The 19,202-nt window shown below is 31.6% G+C and carries 11 protein-coding genes; 7 read left to right on the forward strand and 4 right to left on the reverse strand.

The genetic code is table 11. From position 1 onward, the window contains the following. Nucleotides 1–15 precede the first annotated feature (15 nt). Nucleotides 16–1,179: a HEPN domain-containing protein gene (locus J8H85_RS09885; RefSeq protein ID WP_209655034.1), complete on the reverse strand. Its 1,164-nt coding sequence runs from the start codon at nt 1,177–1,179 to the stop codon at nt 16–18. Nucleotides 1,180–1,331: 152 nt separating this feature from the next. Here J8H85_RS09885 and J8H85_RS09890 point away from each other — a divergent pair, with 152 nt between their 5' ends. The 7 genes from J8H85_RS09890 to J8H85_RS09920 all read left to right on the forward strand — a co-directional run bounded on the left by J8H85_RS09890 (nt 1,332) and on the right by J8H85_RS09920 (nt 13,431). Then, nucleotides 1,332–1,550: a helix-turn-helix domain-containing protein gene (locus J8H85_RS09890; protein ID WP_209655035.1), complete on the forward strand. Its 219-nt coding sequence runs from the start codon at nt 1,332–1,334 to the stop codon at nt 1,548–1,550. A gap of 67 nt (nt 1,551–1,617) precedes the next feature. Continuing rightward, nucleotides 1,618–2,694, forward strand: a complete 1,077-nt coding sequence (locus J8H85_RS09895; RefSeq protein WP_209655036.1) for a DNA cytosine methyltransferase — start codon at nt 1,618–1,620, stop codon at nt 2,692–2,694. After that, on the forward strand, nt 2,684–5,590 hold the full coding sequence (locus tag J8H85_RS09900) for an ATP-binding protein (protein WP_209655037.1): 2,907 nt from the start codon (nt 2,684–2,686) through the stop codon (nt 5,588–5,590). The genes J8H85_RS09895 and J8H85_RS09900 overlap by 11 nt, the downstream gene beginning before the upstream one ends. Nucleotides 5,591–5,594: 4 nt before the next feature. Continuing rightward, nucleotides 5,595–7,226 carry a response regulator receiver domain gene (locus J8H85_RS09905; protein WP_209655038.1) on the forward strand — a complete coding sequence of 544 codons (1,632 nt, stop codon included), beginning with the start codon at nt 5,595–5,597 and terminating at the stop codon, nt 7,224–7,226. Between the two features lie 4 nt (nt 7,227–7,230). Continuing rightward, nucleotides 7,231–8,394 carry a hypothetical protein gene (locus J8H85_RS09910; protein ID WP_209655039.1) on the forward strand — a complete coding sequence of 388 codons (1,164 nt, stop codon included), beginning with the start codon at nt 7,231–7,233 and terminating at the stop codon, nt 8,392–8,394. A gap of 2 nt (nt 8,395–8,396) precedes the next feature. Then, nucleotides 8,397–12,005: a protein kinase family protein gene (locus tag J8H85_RS09915; protein ID WP_209655040.1), complete on the forward strand. Its 3,609-nt coding sequence runs from the start codon at nt 8,397–8,399 to the stop codon at nt 12,003–12,005. Between the two features lie 79 nt (nt 12,006–12,084). Further along, on the forward strand, nt 12,085–13,431 hold the full coding sequence (locus tag J8H85_RS09920; protein ID WP_209655041.1) for a Fic family protein: 1,347 nt from the start codon (nt 12,085–12,087) through the stop codon (nt 13,429–13,431). A 331-nt stretch (nt 13,432–13,762) separates the two neighbouring features. Here J8H85_RS09920 and J8H85_RS09925 read toward each other — a convergent pair whose 3' ends face one another. The 3 genes from J8H85_RS09925 to J8H85_RS09935 all read right to left on the reverse strand — a co-directional run bounded on the left by J8H85_RS09925 (nt 13,763) and on the right by J8H85_RS09935 (nt 19,188). After that, nucleotides 13,763–14,971, reverse strand: coding sequence for a site-specific integrase (locus J8H85_RS09925; protein WP_209655042.1), 1,209 nt, complete (start codon nt 14,969–14,971; stop codon nt 13,763–13,765). Between the two features lie 359 nt (nt 14,972–15,330). Next, nucleotides 15,331–17,637, reverse strand: a complete 2,307-nt coding sequence (locus J8H85_RS09930) for a GH92 family glycosyl hydrolase (protein ID WP_209655043.1) — start codon at nt 17,635–17,637, stop codon at nt 15,331–15,333. A 54-nt stretch (nt 17,638–17,691) separates the two neighbouring features. After that, nucleotides 17,692–19,188, reverse strand: coding sequence for a sulfatase-like hydrolase/transferase (locus J8H85_RS09935; RefSeq protein ID WP_209655044.1), 1,497 nt, complete (start codon nt 19,186–19,188; stop codon nt 17,692–17,694). Nucleotides 19,189–19,202 lie beyond the last annotated feature (14 nt).

The following is a 19,202-nucleotide window of genomic DNA, read 5'->3' on the forward strand; positions in this document are numbered from 1 at the left end:
TCTTTTTTTCTTTCATCAGCTGTTTGTTTCTGTTTCTAAAGCCAAATACCTAAGTGTGTCCAATAGTTCCATTTCGTTATGGGGTATCATGCTCAAAACATACCCTAATACTTCTCTAATATTATGTTCTGGCTCAGGAATAGAATGCGTTGAACAGTACTCCGCTTCCATGGCGATGATACATACCTTTAGTAGATTAGATATCATAAATGAGATATCTAAATAGCCTTCAGTAACAATTCCAGTAGTGTATAGTCCTTTTTTAAAGGGATAGGGTTTTAAAGCGGAAAAATCCTTTTCGGATAGGGATTTAATGAAATTGGAAATTTCTATGTCATTTGGTGGAGAGCATTGCGCTTTAGGAATATTGATTTCTTTTGGATTTGCCACGAGTTTTGAGCAAGCATCCAACCTGTTTTTAAATAAAAAGGTTGTTATAGATTCAATTTTATTGGCTTTCTCTTTTATCTTATGGATTTGTTCTAAGTTGATATGGTAATTGTTTTCATAGCGGGTACCTATATAAGCATCATCCAATAATTTCAGAAGGTGTTGCTCCTCCTCTATTTCTGTATTGAAAAGGTTGCCAAAGTCTGGAGCAAAAGGTTTTATATAGGTTTGAAGCTCCTTAATACAATGGCTTTTACGCTCCTTGCCCATTGTAAAAAGGGCTGCATGTCGAAACCACAGTTCTATATACTGGTGCAGCATATATGCGGCATGGGACAGGTTATTCTTTTCGATAAAAAAGGAAGCACCATCCATAAATGATTCAATTTTACTGCGTTCCTTTTCAAAAGCGGATTGTAAGTTGCTTAGTGTCTTATCGGGTATTTGGTATTCATGAAAAATGTTCAATTCTGCATCTAGATTATGAAAAATCACATTCCCCCAAGTGCATCCTTGTACAAAAAATAGGTTTTCTTCTTTTAGCTGTTGCAAGGCATATTCAAAAGAGAATATCCGGTATAAGAAATCCGTTTCTTCCTGAAATATTTTGGCTATCATGGATGATAATTCTTTTGTCAAAGAAGAACAGTTTTCTTGAAGTATTACAATTAGCAAAGGCTTGAATATGCCCGCTGTTTCAACTCTTGATTCATAAACATACTTAATTTCCAAAAGCGAGTTTAGTCTGTTTATAATCTGGTTTTGTTTATTGTGAATTTCATCATCCATAACTGGTGCTTTTAAATATTAGATTTCTTAATATTCCTTTAGATTGTCTAAACAAATCTATATATAATCTATCAAAATTCAAAATAAAACTTTAGAAATTCTACATTTTTATATATTCAAAGTATATTTATCTGTAAAAAATCGAAATATTTATGACATCGTTAGGGTTATATTTTACTAAAAAATCCGTGAATAGAGCAATGGTATCTAGGCGTACTGGCATCAGCCAGGCTAGGCTTTCTCAATTGAGTTCTAATGAATCAACTAAACTTCGGGCAGATGAACTATACTTAATTGCTTTAGCAATTGATGTCGATCCTGGTGAGTTACTAAAGGAAATTTATAAAAACCTTGAATTGACTAGAGCATGATTTTATTTAATTATTGAGTTTGTAATAATATATTATGAAAATATTTTTTTGATTTATTAAAGGTTTTATGTCTAATAATTATTTTTTAAAAAAACTTAAAGCAATTGATTTCTTTTGCTCTGGAGGGGGTATGAGTTATGGTTTGCAGGAAGCAGGGATTCAGATTCTAGCTGGAATTGATTTTGATAAAAACTGTAAAGAAACTTATGAATCAAATATAAAAGGAGCAGAATTTATTCACGCCGATGTTTTTGATTTAAAGGAGCAAGAACTTGAAGAGAAGTTATCGTTAAATAAAAATGATGATAATTTAGTACTTATAGGGTGTAGCCCATGCCAGTTTTGGAGCATTATAAACACTACAAAAGAAAAATCAAAACGTTCAAAAAATCTATTGATTGAATTTCATCGATTTGTAGCTTACTTTAATCCTGGCTATGTCGTTGTTGAAAATGTCCCTGGTGTTTTAAGGAAAAAAGAAGAAAGTGGTCTTAATGAGTTTATTTCTTGGTTAGAAAACAAAGGGTATAAAGTTCATTTTAAAGTTCACGAAGTAAGTAATTATGGTGTACCTCAACATAGAAAAAGATTTACATTAATCGCAAATCGGATTACTGAAAAGGAATTAGAGCCTATTTTAGTTAATGGAAAGAAAATAACCGTTAGAGATGTACTCGGAGAAAAAAATGGTTTTCCTAAAATCAGTCAAGGGCATAAAGATGAATCTGAATTTATGCATTCAGTGGCTGGCTTAAATACTCTAAATTTAGAAAGACTAAGTTTAACACCACATAATGGAGGAACTCGAATGGCTTATGTTAATGATGAACGATTAGCTCCTCCTTGTCATTATAAAAAAACGGACGGATTTAAAGATATTTATGGTAGAATGTGGTGGGATAAACCCTCCCCAACAATTACTACAAAATTTTTCAGTTTTTCTAATGGGCGTTTTGCACATCCAGAAGAAGACAGAGCTATTTCTATAAGAGAAGGTGCAACTTTACAATCTTTTCCTAAAACATATAAATTTATTGGCTCAAGTACTTCGAACATTGCTAGGATGATTGGTAATGCTGTACCACCAAAATATGCAACTGCCATTGGTAAGGCATTAATTGAAAATCATATCAATGCAGTTTAGAACAAAAGCTAGAGCCGTAGATTTATTGGGTAAAGGACAAATTGCTGATTTACCAACAGCCATTACCGAATTATGGAAAAACGGTTATGATGCATATGCTGACAATTTAACTGCGGAAATTTTTAAGGCTGAATTTAGAAATTTACCTTCTTCATTGTTTTTACTTACTGATGATGGAAAAGGAATGTCTAAAAAGGATATTTTGGAAAAATGGTTGGTATTAGGAACAGATTCAAAAAGTCGAGCTGAATTAGAACAATTAGAGGATGAAGAAACACTTTGGAAAAGACCAAGAATTAAAGCAGGAGAAAAAGGTATAGGTAGGTTGTCTGTTGCATACCTAGGACATCCGATGCTGATGATTACCAAAAAGATTGGACATCCTGTCCAGTTATTATTTTTTGATTGGAGAGTACTCGAAAACTTTAATTTATTTTTAGATGATATATATATTCCTGTTGAAGATTTAGTTTCTATTTCAGAATTAAAAGATACTTTTTATAAACTAAAAATTTCATTTCTACAAAATTTCAAAAAGAGAAAAGATAGCGAAGGAAATCTGATTTGGGAAAATAAACAACAGGAACTCAGATGCAAAATATTAAAATCTGTTTTAAATGCTCGTTTAACAGATGAAATGATTGACACATTGTTTTCCAGCTTCCTTGATATAAAAGAAAGTCACGGCACAAAGTTTTTAATATTTGAGCCAATTGATCAAGTTTTAGAATTGGCTGATGAGAATAAAGAAGAATATAACAGTGAAGGAAGAGAATTTACAATATCTAGTTTATCTGGATTTGTAAATCCATTTAAAGAAAACAATCATCTTGTAAATACTTCTTTTTATATACACGAGGTTTTAGGCCAAGATAAAGAACTTATAAACGGAGAAGGAAATTTTTTTACGGCAGATGATTATAAGACTGCAGATGTTCTAATTGACGGTAAATTTGATGGTAATGGTAATTTTAAAGGAATTTTAAAAATTTATGAAAAATTAATTCCATATGAATATAAAACCACTCGGAGAAAATTTGTGAAAAAATTTTATGGAGCAATACCTATTAAACTAGGTTATAGTCAAGGTGACAGAAAAGACTCTATGCTTGGCGATAATGCTTTCAAAAAAATAAACGATAAGGTAACCAAAAATGGTGGTCTGTATATTTTTAGGGATGAGTTCAGAGTATTGCCATATGGACGACCTAACGCGGATTTTTTAAAATTTGAAGAGCGTAGAAATAAAAGAATTGGTACCTATTATTTTTCCTACCGTAGAATGTTTGGTTATTTAGAATTGAGCCGAAGAGAAAACCCTGACTTGAAAGATAAATCCAGTCGTGAAGGATTAATTTCCAATGATCCGTATAGAGCATTCGAAGCAGATTTAATTGCATTCTTTATTCAAGTGGCAAAGGACTTTTTTTCGGATAAGGCTGAACAATCGATTTTCTTAGATCAGAAAAAAATACTAAATGAACGAAATAGGGCTATAGAATCGGATAGAAAGCGAGAAACGGAAGAAAAAAAAGCATTTAGCAGATCGTTAAATGCTTATCCAAATAAATTTAAAGAATACGAAAAAGAATATTCTTCCTTATTAGAGCTATTAGCTCAAAAAATTAAAGACACTAATGTTGCTTTTTCAGAAATAGAAAATATTTTGGAAAGGTTACACAGATTAGATGTTGAATTTGAGAACCTTCTTCCTTCAATTCCTAAAAGATATGAACCTACTGATTTACAATTGGATAGGTTAAATAAATATGAAGATCAGATTCATTCATTTAATAATAATGTTAAAAAGAATAGTGCGGATTTGATGGTTAAAGTTGCTGAAAAAGCCGAGTTAAGAGATTTGAAGATAAATTTTACAAAAAATATTGATGTTTATAAGGCAGAATTGGAAACACTTATTTATGATAATTTTGAAATTTTAAAGTCAAAGGTAAACTCGTTAATAGCGGAATATAATAATCGCTCCGAATCAATATTGGATGAGTTTGGAGTTGCAAAGAAAACTGCTTTAGATTCAATTTTTTCAAAGAACGAGATTCAGAAACAATCTGAAGGAATTAAGAAGAAATTTGAGGAATTAAAAAAGACTTTAAATGAAACATTAATCCCTTTAGTAAATCACGTCAATAGAATGAGTTTTGATATTGATGAAGAATTATTGCAGGGTGCTTATAAAGCAGAGTATGATAGAATGAGAAATCAATGGAACCAAGTTCAGGACACTGCACAATTGGGAATTGCCGTTGAGATTATTGATCATGAATTTAATGTACTATACTCCAGAATAAATCGATTATTTCAAAAATTGGATAGAGAAAATGGAATAGCCGAAAATTCCGAATACCAACTTTTGGAAAAAACGTTTAGAAGCCTTGAAGATAAATATGATTTATTGTCTCCTTTATACAGAATTAATTCCGCTATAAGTAAGGATATAAGATGCTCTCAAATCATAACATATATAAAGGACTTTTTCGACAGAAAACTAACGGAAGAAAAAATAAATATTGTGGTAAGTGATTCTTTTGAAAATCATATTATTCGTATTAAAGAACCGGTATTATATACTGTTATAATAAATATAATTAATAATGCTGTTTTTTGGATGAAAAATGCAGAAAATAAAGAAATACATTTTGATTATCTCAAAGAGAAAAATGAAATTCTCATTCTTAATTCTGGACAAAAAATAGAAGCACACAGATTACCTAAGATTTTTGATTTATTTTATTCAAATCGTCCTAGTGGCAGAGGTATAGGGTTATATCTGGCAAAAGAAAGTTTAAATGAGTCTGGATTCAAAATTTATGCAACCAATGAAAACTCCTATAATAAATTAAACGGAGCTTGCTTTGTTATAACACCTAATTCATAATAGTATGACTTTTGAACAACGAGCACATACAATTTTAAAAGATGCAATAAAATCAGCCATATATATTGATGAGAAAGCAAAAGCTTTCTATCAAGAGGATTCAATTCCTGAAAACCTTATAGAGGAAGAACTTTCGCAAAATTTATATAAAAACTTTAAGGAGAATGGGATATCACTAGAGATCTACAAATTTGAAAGTGGTTCTGAAAACGATTCAAAAGAATTACAATTTATTACTGATAATCGGGATTTTGTAATACTAGATTGGAAGCTTAATGGGAAGAATGGAGAATTATTGTCATTAAAAATATTAGAGGAGGTAATAAATACAAAGCACATTAACTTTTGTTCTATTTATACGTCTGATAATGATTTAGATGATGTATTACTTCATTTAATCTCATTTTTTTCAAACCATAACAAAGATTATTACGAAAGAGTAAAAGAAGAAATAGAGCTTGAAAAATATCCTTCCGTATTATATGATATTTTCCATCAAATTAACATTAACAGATCAAACTTACAGGAGGTTAAAAAATTAAGAGGAGAAATATATAAACAAGATAAGGAAATAATAAAAAAATTAATTGAAATTACAGGTGAATCTGATCATACTTGTGCAATAATTAAATCTTCTATAGCTCTATTGTCAACTCATAAATCAGAATCAGAGTTATGCTGTCCAAGTTATATTAATCCTCAGAGTAAAATAATAGTGATTAATAATACTATCATTACTATTTTGAATAAAGATAAAAATCAAGCTGATGTCCTTTTAGATAATTTTAAAACTCATATTATCAGTGGTGTAGATAGTTATAATCAATTATTGGGAATAGAACTTTACAATCATCTATTCAGAACAAGTGCGATAACAAATGATTCCATAATGTCCTTTTCAAAAGATGCTTTAGTTCATCATCGAAGAAAATTAAAAAAAGATAATACTGGACATTTTTTTAACAGTTTCATGGATGAAATTTTACTTGAAAAAATTTCTTTATCATTAAGAAATAGAAATTCACTTCTTTTAGAGGATACTTTATTAAATTCTTTTGAAAAAGAATTAGATGTCAATTACAATGATGAATTTGCACTCCATAAAATGAATGTATTTTATAACTCATATTATTTGGACAAGAAAAATCAAACTATAAATTTTGGAGACGTATTTTTAATGCAAGAAAATGAAAATCATAAAAGCAAGACCAAATATTTAATTTGTATTACGGCATTATGTGACTGCTTAAGACCCCAAGATAAAATTAAAGGAAATTATTATTTCGCAGAGGGAGAGCCAATCAAAAAAGATAAAGCACTGTCTTTGGGAGACGGAGCATTTATTAGTTATCTTCATAATGATATAACTATTTTATGGACCGATATTGCTTTAAATGAACTAAACCAAAAGTATGGCCCAGTTTATATTAAACCATTGCAATATAAAGTATTTGAAGACTTTAATAAAATAGATGAAGATAATAAGATTGATGTTCACTATTTAGATAAAAAAGGAAATGTTAAAACAGAAAAGTTAACTTATTTAGGAACCATAAGACCAAACTATACTCAAAGAATAGCAAATCATGCATTTTCTTATCCAATCAGAGTTGGAGTTGATTTTGTTAAAATATAAAAAAATGAGCCTTTTTAATTCGAGTTTTAATTTGGGTTATAATGATATTTCAAATCTAGAGTTGGAAGAAATTTGTTCCGATATTAAAGCATCATCATTTGACTCAAATAAAATTGCAAACTTATCGAATATATTGGCTAAAAGTGGAGAAACTCTTGAGTTCTCTAATTACAATACTGCGGATATTCCTTCGACAGGAGGACCTTCATCATTATCAACAATTATTAGTCCTTTAATTCTCAAAGAGTATTTTGCTGTTCCTAAATTAGGAATAGTAGGAAGACCTGCTGGAGGTATTGATGCTTTAGCTCAAATTGAAGGATATAATCTAAAGCTTTCTAAAAATGAAATCTATGAGATAATTGATAAAACACAATATTGTCATTTTATCTCAAATAATCAATTTGCACCATTAGACAGCAAACTTTTTAAATATAGGAGTGAAAATGGTTTCAAGAATGTTTCGGGATTAGTAATTGCAAGTTTATTATCCAAAAAGGTTGCTGTTGATATAAAAAATGTATGTTTAGATATTCGTTATTCACATTTTGGCAATTTTGGAAGTTCTTTGCAGGAAGCAAAGAGGCTTTCTGATAATTTTAAGCAAGTAAGTCATTTACTGGGAATAAACAGTACGTTTTATTTTTCAGATAATACAAAATTGTTTCAGCCTTACATTGGACGAGGAGAATCCTTATTGGCAATTCATGAATATTTTTCGGGCAGTAATAACAATTGGTTGAACCATCATATTGAGTTTGAATGTTGTGAAATGGTTCGAACTCTTACGAATAATAAGATAGAACCATCAGGATTAAAAAGGATAATTATAAAAAATTTTACGGAAAATATCGTATTTCAGGGAGGAAGTGTAGCCTCTTTTGAAAATGTTTCGAAAAATATTAAGGACTCTCATATATACGAGTTCTCAGCTAAAAAATCAGGGATGTTGATAATAGATATGATGAAAATGAGGGATACTATTGTCAAAATTCAAAATAAATATATAGACACTGATGCTGAGTTTCCAGATCCTTGTGGGTTAATTTTCCTCAAAAAACAAAATGAAAATATTTCACAAAATGAAACGGTACTGACTTTTAGAGTTCCTAAAGATGATTTGGAATATTTTAAGAACGAATTAAATAATTTTATTACAATTGACTAGTAATGGATAAATATTGTTGTTTTAACTGTCCTCAAAAAGACTATTCTGAAAAAGAATTGTCTGATAAATGTCCTAAATGTGGTATGAATTACGGCTTTCCCCTTGATTTGCTTCCTACTGAGGTTAATGGATTTAAATTAGAAAAATCTATTGCGAGAGGATTTTACGGAGCAACATATATTGCAACTTCTAAAGAAAGAATACCCAAAAAGAGAGTGTTGAAGATTATTCCGAAAGGAATTTATGAATTATTCGGTAAGAATTTTGAAAATGAATGCAACCAACATTCACAGCTCGAAAATGAACATATAGTTGAGATTCATGATTATTTTGATGAAGATGTTGATTTTAACGGAACTATTATTCCTTGTCATGTTTGTATACTTGACTATGTTGACGGAAGTCCTCTAAAAAAAGAAATGGAATCAGATATTTCTATTGAAAAATTGACTCAAATAGTCATAGATTTATTAGAGATCCTTGAAGTATTAAAAAATAATGGAAAAAGCCATAATGATTTACATCCAGGAAATATTTTGGTTTCAAATCTTAGTCATGGAACCAAAAGGGTTGACCAAATTGACAACTCAATAAGATTAATAGTTATTGACTTAAATTCAACTTCTGACGGAACACAAAGTTCCGAAATGAGATTAGGAGATATAAATTGGATAGGTAATAGCATCTTGGGATTATCCGAAAAATTTATAGAAAGAAAAGAGCAAAATAAAGAAGAGCTTACCGATAAAGAGAATCGTATCCTTTCTCATTTCGAAAACTATGGGAAACTACTTATTCAAAAAGTAACTAATACAAGAATACCAAATTTCGGAGACCTTATTTATGACATAAAGAATACTTATCGTCATGTAGTTGATTCATGGAATGAAACGTTTACTTTACAAAGTTTTGATTATGCATACAATGCTCAGACATTAAAACCGAATTATGTACCTGCCCTATTTGTGGACCCTAACAATAAGTTTTTTAATGAATCCGTAAAACCTGGACCTCTTATTATATATGGAATGAGAGGGTGTGGAAAAACATTACTCCTACTAGGTTTATCATTTTATTCCCGAATTAGTTCATTAAATGCTGATAGATATTCAAAAAAGGGTTCTTTAGGCATTATTGAAAGAATTAAAAATGATGGTTTTATTGGTTTATACATCAATTCGAATAGATTATTAGATCCAGCGGGTAAGAAAACTGAAATAATATTTAAGCCCTTAGAAAGAATTTATCTAAGGTTTTCGTTGGAGGCATTAAGAACTTTAAGAACATTAAAAAAAATTGATGACCACTCAGTCGTAGATCTTTATTATGAAATATTAACAAATGAAATAGTCTCTAAGGTTAGCAATATTGATATACCTGAAGTCAAATCAGATAAGGAGTTAGATGATATACTTATTAAAAAAATAAATCTTCTAGAGAAAAACGAAGGAGATGAGATTTATATTTCAACAGCAGCTCCTGCGGTTTTTGAGGATCTGTCCACGGCTATTACAAACTGTAGTCCTTTATTGTTGAACCACAAAATATTTTATTTGTTAGATGATGTATCTACAAGGTATTTGAATCAAGAAAATATCATTCAAATTATCTCCACATTCATTTTTCAAAGTTCAAAATGTGCTTTTAAAATCACCACAGAGGCACAGACATTAAATGCAATTCTTTTTTCTCCAGGGATACAGGAAAAAACTAGAATAGGAAGAGATTTACAGACATTCGACTTGGGGAATTTGGTTAATGAACAAATTAGAAATAGTAACAACTTTGTAGTTAATATCTTGGAGAAAAGAAATAAACTTATTTCTAAAGATTCTAATAGTTATCCTCTTCCTGGAAATCTTTTAGGAGATGTATCACTAAAAGAAATTGCACTAAATATAACTAAGACAGGTGCAAATAAGAAGAACAAAAAGCAGTTTTACCATGGCATTTCAATGTTGTCTAAAGTATGCGTAGGAGATATCGGGGATATCATACACATATATAACCTTATGCTAGAAGAATATAAAAAAAGCCCTCATACACCGTTGAAGGTTGAACTACAAAACAGAGTTTATCAAAATATTAGTGCGAATAAATTATTTGATTTAGATCGAAATAAAAATGACTTGAAAGATTTTGCTTTGACATTTGCTAGGGCTTCATATAAACTACTAATGGAATCAAAAGGTTCTGATAGGTTGAGACAATATAACTCTATATATGTAAAGATTTCTTCGGGAGATCAGGAATTTCAAATTGATAAATTGAGAAGTTTAGTGGATGCAGGTATATTTATATATGACGGTAGTCCTCAAGCTCCTAGAACGACTGGAAATGATACAAATCCGCTATTACAATTTAAATTAGCTTTTAGAAAATTATTAGGTTTAACCAATTTTATAGGTATTTCTCATTCCGATAGATTTGAGTTAAGTGGTCCTGAATTGGAAGCATGGCTAAGAAACCCTCAGGAGGGAGAGAATATATTGCTAAAAAATAAGATTATTGAAGATGGTGATTCTGATGAGGCTTCTTATGGTTTTAATGAAGTTGTGAGAAGTACAGGTTCGCAAGTTACTTTAGATTTTGTCAGTTCTAAAGTACAAAATAAAGAAATTGAAAACTTCTTTATTTCGGAGAATCAAATTATTATGAGTAAAAACCCTTTTGATGATAGTTTAATTAATGATTGCGAACAGTATGTTCTGGGCATAGGTTTCGAAGACAGGACTTATGAATCATTAAATAAGGTTATTATTAATCCTCGTATTTCTAAAATTTATGCGATAAAACATAAATTAGAAGAAGGAAGATTTAATGATATAAAGCAGACTCTAAATAAATCAAACAAAGAGATTTCTATAATTGATATAGGGGAAATAGATAAGATAGACTATTCAATAAAGACCATAATTGATGTATCTGGTTTATCAAAATCTATGATATTTCGATTACTGATTAAAGCCAAGAAAAATATAAATGAGGTTGTTGTCTTAGAAACTGAGGCAAAAAGTTTATCTCCCTCAGAAGAGGATTTAAAAGAAATTGTAAATACTCAGGAGCAAGCAACAGAAATTTTGAAAACAGTAAGTGAAAGTATTGAATTAGGTGAGCTTAAGCCTTATACGATTGAAAACATATACTCAACAGATACAGATGAATCCAATTCTCGTGTAGTACTTTGTTTTAGTTCTTCAAAATTTGAAAGAATGTTGACATTCTTGGATCAGAAGCAATATGATAAAATACTAATAATCAATCCTAATAAAGATGACTATAGAAGTCAGTTAGCAAGGTTATCATCCCAAGTAATTCAAGATAAATATTCATCTCTTGAAACAGAAGTAATTGACATAGATACAAACAACCAAAATGAGATATTGAAAGTTATTACAATGCTTTATCAAAAATATTACTTACAAGAAGGATGCAATTTTGATATTGCTCTTACTGGGTCTAAAGTTCAAACCGTTTGTGCTAGTATTTTTGCAAGTATGAATAAAATTAATAATTGTTGGTATATCAGTCCAAAAGAATGGAAATCTAAGGCATTTTCTTCAGGAATTTCTGATACCTTTATTTATTCGATTAACGCTATTGGAAAATAATTATATAAATCGGATAACTAAAGTGAAATGTCAAATTAGTATCTATGTAAAAGCATAATTTTTACATCAAATCTTTATAATGTCTGAAACAAACCGTATAGAATACAAAGAAAAATTAACCAAAGATCTTGATTTGGAAAAGGAAGTGATTGCTTTCCTTAATTATTTAGAAGGTGGGCTAATCTACATTGGCATTGATAAGAAAGGGGAAACACTTGGTGTGGCGGACATTGACGGTGACATGCTTAAAATTAAAGATCGCATCAAAAACAATATCGCTCCTTCTGCTATGGGGTTATTCGATGTTGTAGTTGAAGAACGTAGTGGTAAAAACATTATTAAAATTATCGTTGCCGGTGGTAGTGAGAAACCCTATTTCAAAAAGAAATATGGCATGACCGAAAAAGGTAGTTTCATTCGTGTTGGTACAGCATCTGAACCCATGCCCCAAGCCATTATTGATAAACTTTTTGCTACTCGTACCCGTAACTCAATAGGAAAGATAAAATCGCATCGTCAAGACTTAAATTTTGAACAGCTTCATATCTATTACCAGGAAAATGGCAAACCGCTTAACAAACAGTTTAAAAAGAACTTAGAGTTGCTTACTGAAGATGGTTTTTTAAATTATGCAGCATACCTTTTGGCCGATGTAAACAATGTATCCATTAAAGTTGCCAAATATAAAGGTCTAAATCGGGTAGAACTTATCGAAAACAATGAATATGGATATTGTTCACTCATTAAGGCCACAAAAAGTGTATTGGATAAAATTGCTGTAGAAAATACAACTTTTGCAACCATCACATCAAAGCAACGGATTGAACGGAAATTATGGAACCCTATTGCCTTACGGGAAGCCATATACAATGCGATAGTCCATAACGACTATACCCGTGAAGTACCCCCGAAATTTGAAATATTTGACGATAGAATTGAAATAACGTCAGCTGGTTCATTACCGGAAGGATTAAGTGAAATGGATTTTTTTGAAGGGGTTTCCATCCCAAGGAATAAAGAACTAATGCGTGTTTATAGAGATTTGGAATTGGTAGAGCAATTGGGTTCTGGCGTTCCAAGAATTTTGGAGAGCTATGGAAAAGATTGCTTTAGGTTTATGGATAACTTTACTAGAATGACATTTCCTGTTTCTGAAAAGGTTACCGAACAAGTTACCGAACAAGTTACCGAACAAGTTACCGAACAAGTTCTAAAATTACTCTCAAAAGTAGATCAGAATGAATATACAACGACAGAGTTAATGAATTTGTCAGATATAAAACACCGTCCGACATTTTTATATAACTATTTGCAGCCAGCACTTGATGCAGAATTAATTGAAATGACTATACCTGACAAACCTAAAAGCAGTAAACAACGGTATAGATTAACTGTAAAGGGAAAACAATTTCAAACTACAAATTAAAAAGTGTAGGAAAACAATAATTTCTCTCCCCTTTGCTCCCATATCCATTGTAAAATATAAAAAATTCCCCTGCAACAATGGGTTTAAAAAAATACTAAAAACTAAACTGAAAGTTAATTTATTTTATTAAAAACAAACCATTGAGATTGTTTTAGAGAAAAATACTTTATAATTTTTGAGATAATTTATCATGTTTTGAATACAATTAGATGAATAAATAATATGAGGTGCTTAATTCGGTGCGTATATACTTACAATGATCTCCCGTAAACCCAATAAAATAAGTAAAAATAAGATTACGGATAGTTCCTCTTTATTAAAAAATTTAATTTTAAAAATTAATCACCTTATCAAGAGCGTCATCTGTATCTCTCTTCATAAAGCTAGACTGATAATTAATAGTAGTAGTTATTGAAGAATGTCGGTATAGCTTTTGTAGCATTTGAATAGGTATTTTATCTCCAGATATGTTGCCAAAACTATGTCGAGCAATATGCATGCTTAACTTCTTATCTATTTTTAAATGTTCTGCAACTATCTCCAACCTCCTATTTAAAGTTCTTGTAGTTGTTTTTATCCTAGTTAAAACCTCTTTAGCGTCATTAAAATTAGTTCCCCTTAAATAGGGGAAGATTAGATCCTTATTACAAAGACTAGGCTCATTATAGAGTTCCAGAATGACCTTTGCCTTTTCGGGCACTTTTAACGAGACTACTTTTTGATTTTTATTCATCCTATACAATAATCTACCATCCTTAAAGTCCGACTTTCTTAATTGCAAAACATCGCTTACTCTAATTCCCGCAAAATAAAAACTAGTTAGCCACACATTAACAGCATTCTGTTGAGCAATAGTCAAATTCGTAGCATTTTCAAGCTTTTTAACTTCTTCAATTGATAAACCTACTTTATCTGATTCTGGAATTCTAATTTGAATTTTTCCTTTTCCGAATGGATAATTAACATGCTCCGCTAAACCTTCAGATATGGCTAGGTTGTAAATTTTACGAATTAAAATCATGTAATTTACAGCCGTTCTAGGCTTTCTCTTTTCTTGATTAAGAATGTACCCTTCAAAGTTTTTTAATAAAAAAATTGTTATTTCTTTAAAATGTAATACATCCTTGCCAACAAACTTTTTAAACTTAGCAACTCTCCCTTTTTGGGTTAAATGCTGGGAATACTTTTCAGCATTCTTTAAGTTATCAAGGTGCATATCTGCTAAAGCAAAAAAATCAATTTTATCCTTTCCTTTAACACTTTCAGTTACCTGAGACGCTGAAATAAAATCTTCGTTTATCTCTGCATCTAAAAGCTTATCATTGGCTTCAGCTAGTTTTCTTAATATTAAAAGGTTTATACGAGAAGCATTTGGATGTGACTTTTTAACTTTTTTATTCTGCTTATCCCAAAATTTTAGACCAATATATTGCCCTGTAGAAATGTATGAAGTTTTTCTATCCTTTGTTATCCGAATTGTAATAGGATACAAATTTTGACCATTACCCTTTTTTCTTAAAACTACCTGAACTGATGCCATACCAATTTATTTCTCTAAATATACAAAAAAGTGGGTACAACATAGGTACAACATTTATTGATTTTAAACGATATTAATTGAATTTAAACGATATTTAAAAAATCATAACTCATTTATTTTCAATGGTTTTGCACTAATTTGATATTCTATTGCACATTTTCATAACCCGGAGGTCGGGGGATCGTGCCCCCCTCTCGCTACAAGGTAAACAAAGGAAAGCCAAGAAATTTTTTTCTTGGCTTTTTTATTTTGCTAAAACATAGCTAAAACATTTGGCACTTTTCCTCCGGTAGTAGGCAACACTTCTTATAATATTCAAAATAAAACACAATGGAAATTCTTGTTTTTACTTTAAAATATCATTTTTTTTCTTGACTCATGGAATATGGTTTGGATGATTTATCAGTTCCTAAAGTTAAATTTGGACTGGAGGTCATATCTGCAGAAAAAACAGAACCACTCACAATATCATCATAAGTAATGTAGTTTTTCTGATATGGTAATTCATTTTTACGAATTGCATTGATATATATGTTTTCTTTGGAATTATTAGGTGCTTTTATTTCAAAAGTATTCCCGTTTTGAAGATGAAGTTTGATATTTTTAAACAAGGGGCTTCCCATGGCGTATTCTCCTGTTCCTGGCGTTACTGGATAGAAACCCATTGCCGAAAACACATACCAAGCCGAAGTTTGCCCATTATCTTCATCGCCACACAATCCATCTGGTGCCGATGAGTATAATTTATCCATAATCTCTCTTGCCCACATTTGAGCTTTCCAAGGTTGTTCTAACCAATTGTATAAATAAATAGCGTGCTGAATAGGCTGGTTTCCATGTGCATATTGCCCCATATCGCTTACAAGCATTTCGGTAATTTCATGAATTTGAAATCCGTAATACGAATCGTTAAAAGTAGGAGCTGCAGTAAAAACTTCATCCAATCGGTTCCGCATTTTTTCTATACCTCCAAAAGATTCTGCTAAACCAATGGGGTCATGAAACACACACCACGTCCAATGCCATGAAGAACCTTCTGTAAAAGCATCTCCCCATTTATCTGGTGTAAATGTTTTTGCCCATGTACCATTTTTATTCTTTCCACGCATAAAACCAATTTCTGGATCGAACAAATGTCTATAGTTAAAACTCCTTTCTCTAAACAAATCAATCTCCTTTTGAGGTTTGTTCAAAGCTTCACCTAGTTCAGCAATACTCCAATCGGCAAAAGCATATTCTAAAGTACGTGCAGCGTTTTCATTTACATCTACATCATAAGGAATGTATCCCAATCTATTATAATATTTTGCACCAAAACGCCCAACAGAATTAACGGGGCCTTTACCTTTTGTATTTTTCAAAATCGCTTCATATAGCGTTTCAATGTCAAATCCTCTAATTCCTCGTAGATAGGCATCGGCAATATTTATTGCAGAATTTGAACCCACCATACAATCTCTATGTCCTGGACTTGCCCATTCCGGTAACCAACCACTTTCATTATAAGTATTTACCAAACCTTGCATTACCTGACTTAAATATTCTGGGTACATGATGGTGAAAAAAGGAAAAACAGCTCTAAAGGTATCCCAAAACCCATTGTCCGTAAACATATAGCCAGGAAGCACTTTCCCATTGTACGGGCTGTAATGCACTATTTCATCTTCAGTATTAATTTCATAAAATTTTCTTGGGAACAACAACACTCTGTACAATGCTGTATAAAATGTTCTGTACTGCTCCAGAGTACCACCTTCAATTTCTATGCGTCCTAATTCATTATTCCATAATGTGGCAGATTTGTCTTTAGTTTGCTCAAACGTATCGTTACCAATCTCTCTTTTTAAATTAAGTTCCGCCTGCTCCAAACTGATGAATGATGATGCAACTTTGGCTGCTACCTTTTCGTTTTCTTCAGTTTTAAAACTTAATACCGCCCCAACATGATATCCTTCCGCACTTAAGGCTTTACTTAATTTACTGTTATTTACCTGAATTGTATCATTTGTTTTCCAAGTTTGTACAGCTTCAAAGGCTTTGTCAAAATAGATGACGAAATAATTATGAAAATTATCAGGGACACCTCCAGAATTATTTCGACAATAACCAACTACCTTTCTTTCCTTAGGAAAGACTTTCACCATAGATCCTTTAAAAAAACCATCCACTAGAATGTGGGCACTATCTGTTTTAGGAAACGTAAATTGAAATTGTGCACCTCGTTCGGTTGGTGTTATTTCCGTTGTTACATCGTAATCGGCTAAATATACTTTATAATAATGAGGCTTACTGATTTCTGTTTTATGTGAAAACCATGACCCTCGTTCGGTTTCATTAATCTTTAATGTTCCAGTTTCTGTAAATAGTGAAAATGCTGCATAATCATTAATCCAAGGACTTGGTTGATGGGTTTGTTTAAAACCTCTTATTTTATTTGCATCATAGGTATAGCCCCAACCATTTCCCATTTTACCGGTTTGAGGCGTCCAAAAATTCATACCCCAAGGTGTTGCAATTGCTGGGTAGGTATTTCCGTTTGAAAGATCAAATGATGAATCGGATCCCACTAACGGATTTACATAATCCACTAAATTGATATTACTTTGTGCATTGATTTTTATAGTTACTACCACTAAAACAAATAGTATCTGTTTTCTTAATTCCATGCGTTTTACAATAAACCTTTATTCTCTTTATCAAAAATAGGGATTACTTTAAAATTAGTGATCTGTTTTTTCAACCTCCTTTAAATTGACACCCTTAAAATATTTATCTAAAATATACTGCGGTTGATGGCTGTCTGGTTTTTGCTTCAATTTTGTATAATCGTATTCTAAAGGTAAAATGGTTGACGGATGAAGGTTTTCAGGGTCGTCTGTTGATTTATGCCATGAATCCATCAAACCCATCATTTCATTAACTTTAGATTTATAGACATCCATTTCAGCTAGATTATGTATTTCTAAAGGATCGTTTTTAAGATTGAACAATTGGGTATAATTCCTTTCTGGGTAGCGAATCAATTTCCATCCATCGGTTCTTACCGCTCTTACTGTATGTCTGTACGTGGTATAAAGTGATTCTCTTATATTGGTTGCTTTATTTTCAATAATCGGACTGAAGTTTTTCCCGTCTATTCCAGTAGGTTGTGGTAAATCGCATAAATCTGCCAAACTAGGAAAAACGTCAAATAAATACACCAAAGCATCTTTGGTTTGATTTTTTGGAACCCCAGGACCACTGATAATTAACGGTACTTTTGTGCTGTGTTCATACAAATCCTGTTTTCCCAACAACCCATGACTACCAATGGCCAAACCGTTATCGGCAGCATATACAATAATGGTATTATCAAATAGTCCTTTTTCTTTTAAGGTATTAATGACATCTCCAATACGTTGGTCCATATGACTGATTAACGCATAGTAATCGGCCAACGAAGCCTGAATCATTTCTGGAGTCCTAGGCCAAGGCCCAAGCGTTTCGTCCCTAATGTTTAGGTTATCAAACACAAAAGGATGAACTGCCTTAAAATTACCAGGTAAAGGCATGGATGCATCTGGATACATACCAATGTAATCTTCTCTTGGTGAACGCGGATCGTGCGGTGCACTAAAAGCGATATAACAGAAAAACGGATTCTCTTTTTTGCCTTTAGCATAGTTGCTTATATAATCTATGGCTGCATCGGCAAACAAATCGGTGGAGTAGCCTTTATTAACTGGCTTGGTAAGTTTACCATCTTTTCCTAAGTCGCTCATTGGGGTGTTAAAATGGTCGGCCATACCACCAATAAACACATTTTTACCCTTTTGAAAACTCGCTTCAAAACTAGGTGCTTTGTTATGCCATTTGCCTGTACCAAAGGTTTCGTAACCACTTTCGGCAAAATGCATGGGCATGGTTTTTACACCATCTAATTTATCGTACACATGAAAAAGGCTTTTACCACTCATTAACATTGCCCTACTGGGAGCACAAATAGCTCCGTGGTGACCGCCCATAACATAGGCATTTGTAAAACGTACCCCGTTTTCTGCAAGTTTATCAATATGTGGCGTTTGGATATAGGTGTTTCCTGAGCAACCTATGGCATCTGCCCGTTGGTCGTCAGCAAAAATGAATAATACATTAGGTTTGGTTTGTTGCGCTATGGATGTTAACGACACTAAAGCCATTGCGAGCAGACAAAGTTTTTGGATTTTTTTATATCTCATTGTTTATGATTTGT

Origin of the sequence: Mariniflexile gromovii (genome assembly GCF_017814435.1) — a bacterium.
In the GTDB taxonomy this organism is placed as follows: domain Bacteria; phylum Bacteroidota; class Bacteroidia; order Flavobacteriales; family Flavobacteriaceae; genus Mariniflexile; species Mariniflexile gromovii.

Coding starts and splice junctions, on each gene's coding strand:
- J8H85_RS09885 (WP_209655034.1), bottom strand. CDS start 1,179: ATGGATGATGAAATTCACAATAAACAAAACCAGATTATAAACAGACTA.
- J8H85_RS09890 (WP_209655035.1), top strand. CDS start 1,332: ATGACATCGTTAGGGTTATATTTTACTAAAAAATCCGTGAATAGAGCA.
- J8H85_RS09895 (WP_209655036.1), top strand. CDS start 1,618: ATGTCTAATAATTATTTTTTAAAAAAACTTAAAGCAATTGATTTCTTT.
- J8H85_RS09900 (WP_209655037.1), top strand. CDS start 2,684: ATGCAGTTTAGAACAAAAGCTAGAGCCGTAGATTTATTGGGTAAAGGA.
- J8H85_RS09905 (WP_209655038.1), top strand. CDS start 5,595: ATGACTTTTGAACAACGAGCACATACAATTTTAAAAGATGCAATAAAA.
- J8H85_RS09910 (WP_209655039.1), top strand. CDS start 7,231: ATGAGCCTTTTTAATTCGAGTTTTAATTTGGGTTATAATGATATTTCA.
- J8H85_RS09915 (WP_209655040.1), top strand. CDS start 8,397: ATGGATAAATATTGTTGTTTTAACTGTCCTCAAAAAGACTATTCTGAA.
- J8H85_RS09920 (WP_209655041.1), top strand. CDS start 12,085: ATGTCTGAAACAAACCGTATAGAATACAAAGAAAAATTAACCAAAGAT.
- J8H85_RS09925 (WP_209655042.1), bottom strand. CDS start 14,971: ATGGCATCAGTTCAGGTAGTTTTAAGAAAAAAGGGTAATGGTCAAAAT.
- J8H85_RS09930 (WP_209655043.1), bottom strand. CDS start 17,637: ATGGAATTAAGAAAACAGATACTATTTGTTTTAGTGGTAGTAACTATA.
- J8H85_RS09935 (WP_209655044.1), bottom strand. CDS start 19,188: ATGAGATATAAAAAAATCCAAAAACTTTGTCTGCTCGCAATGGCTTTA.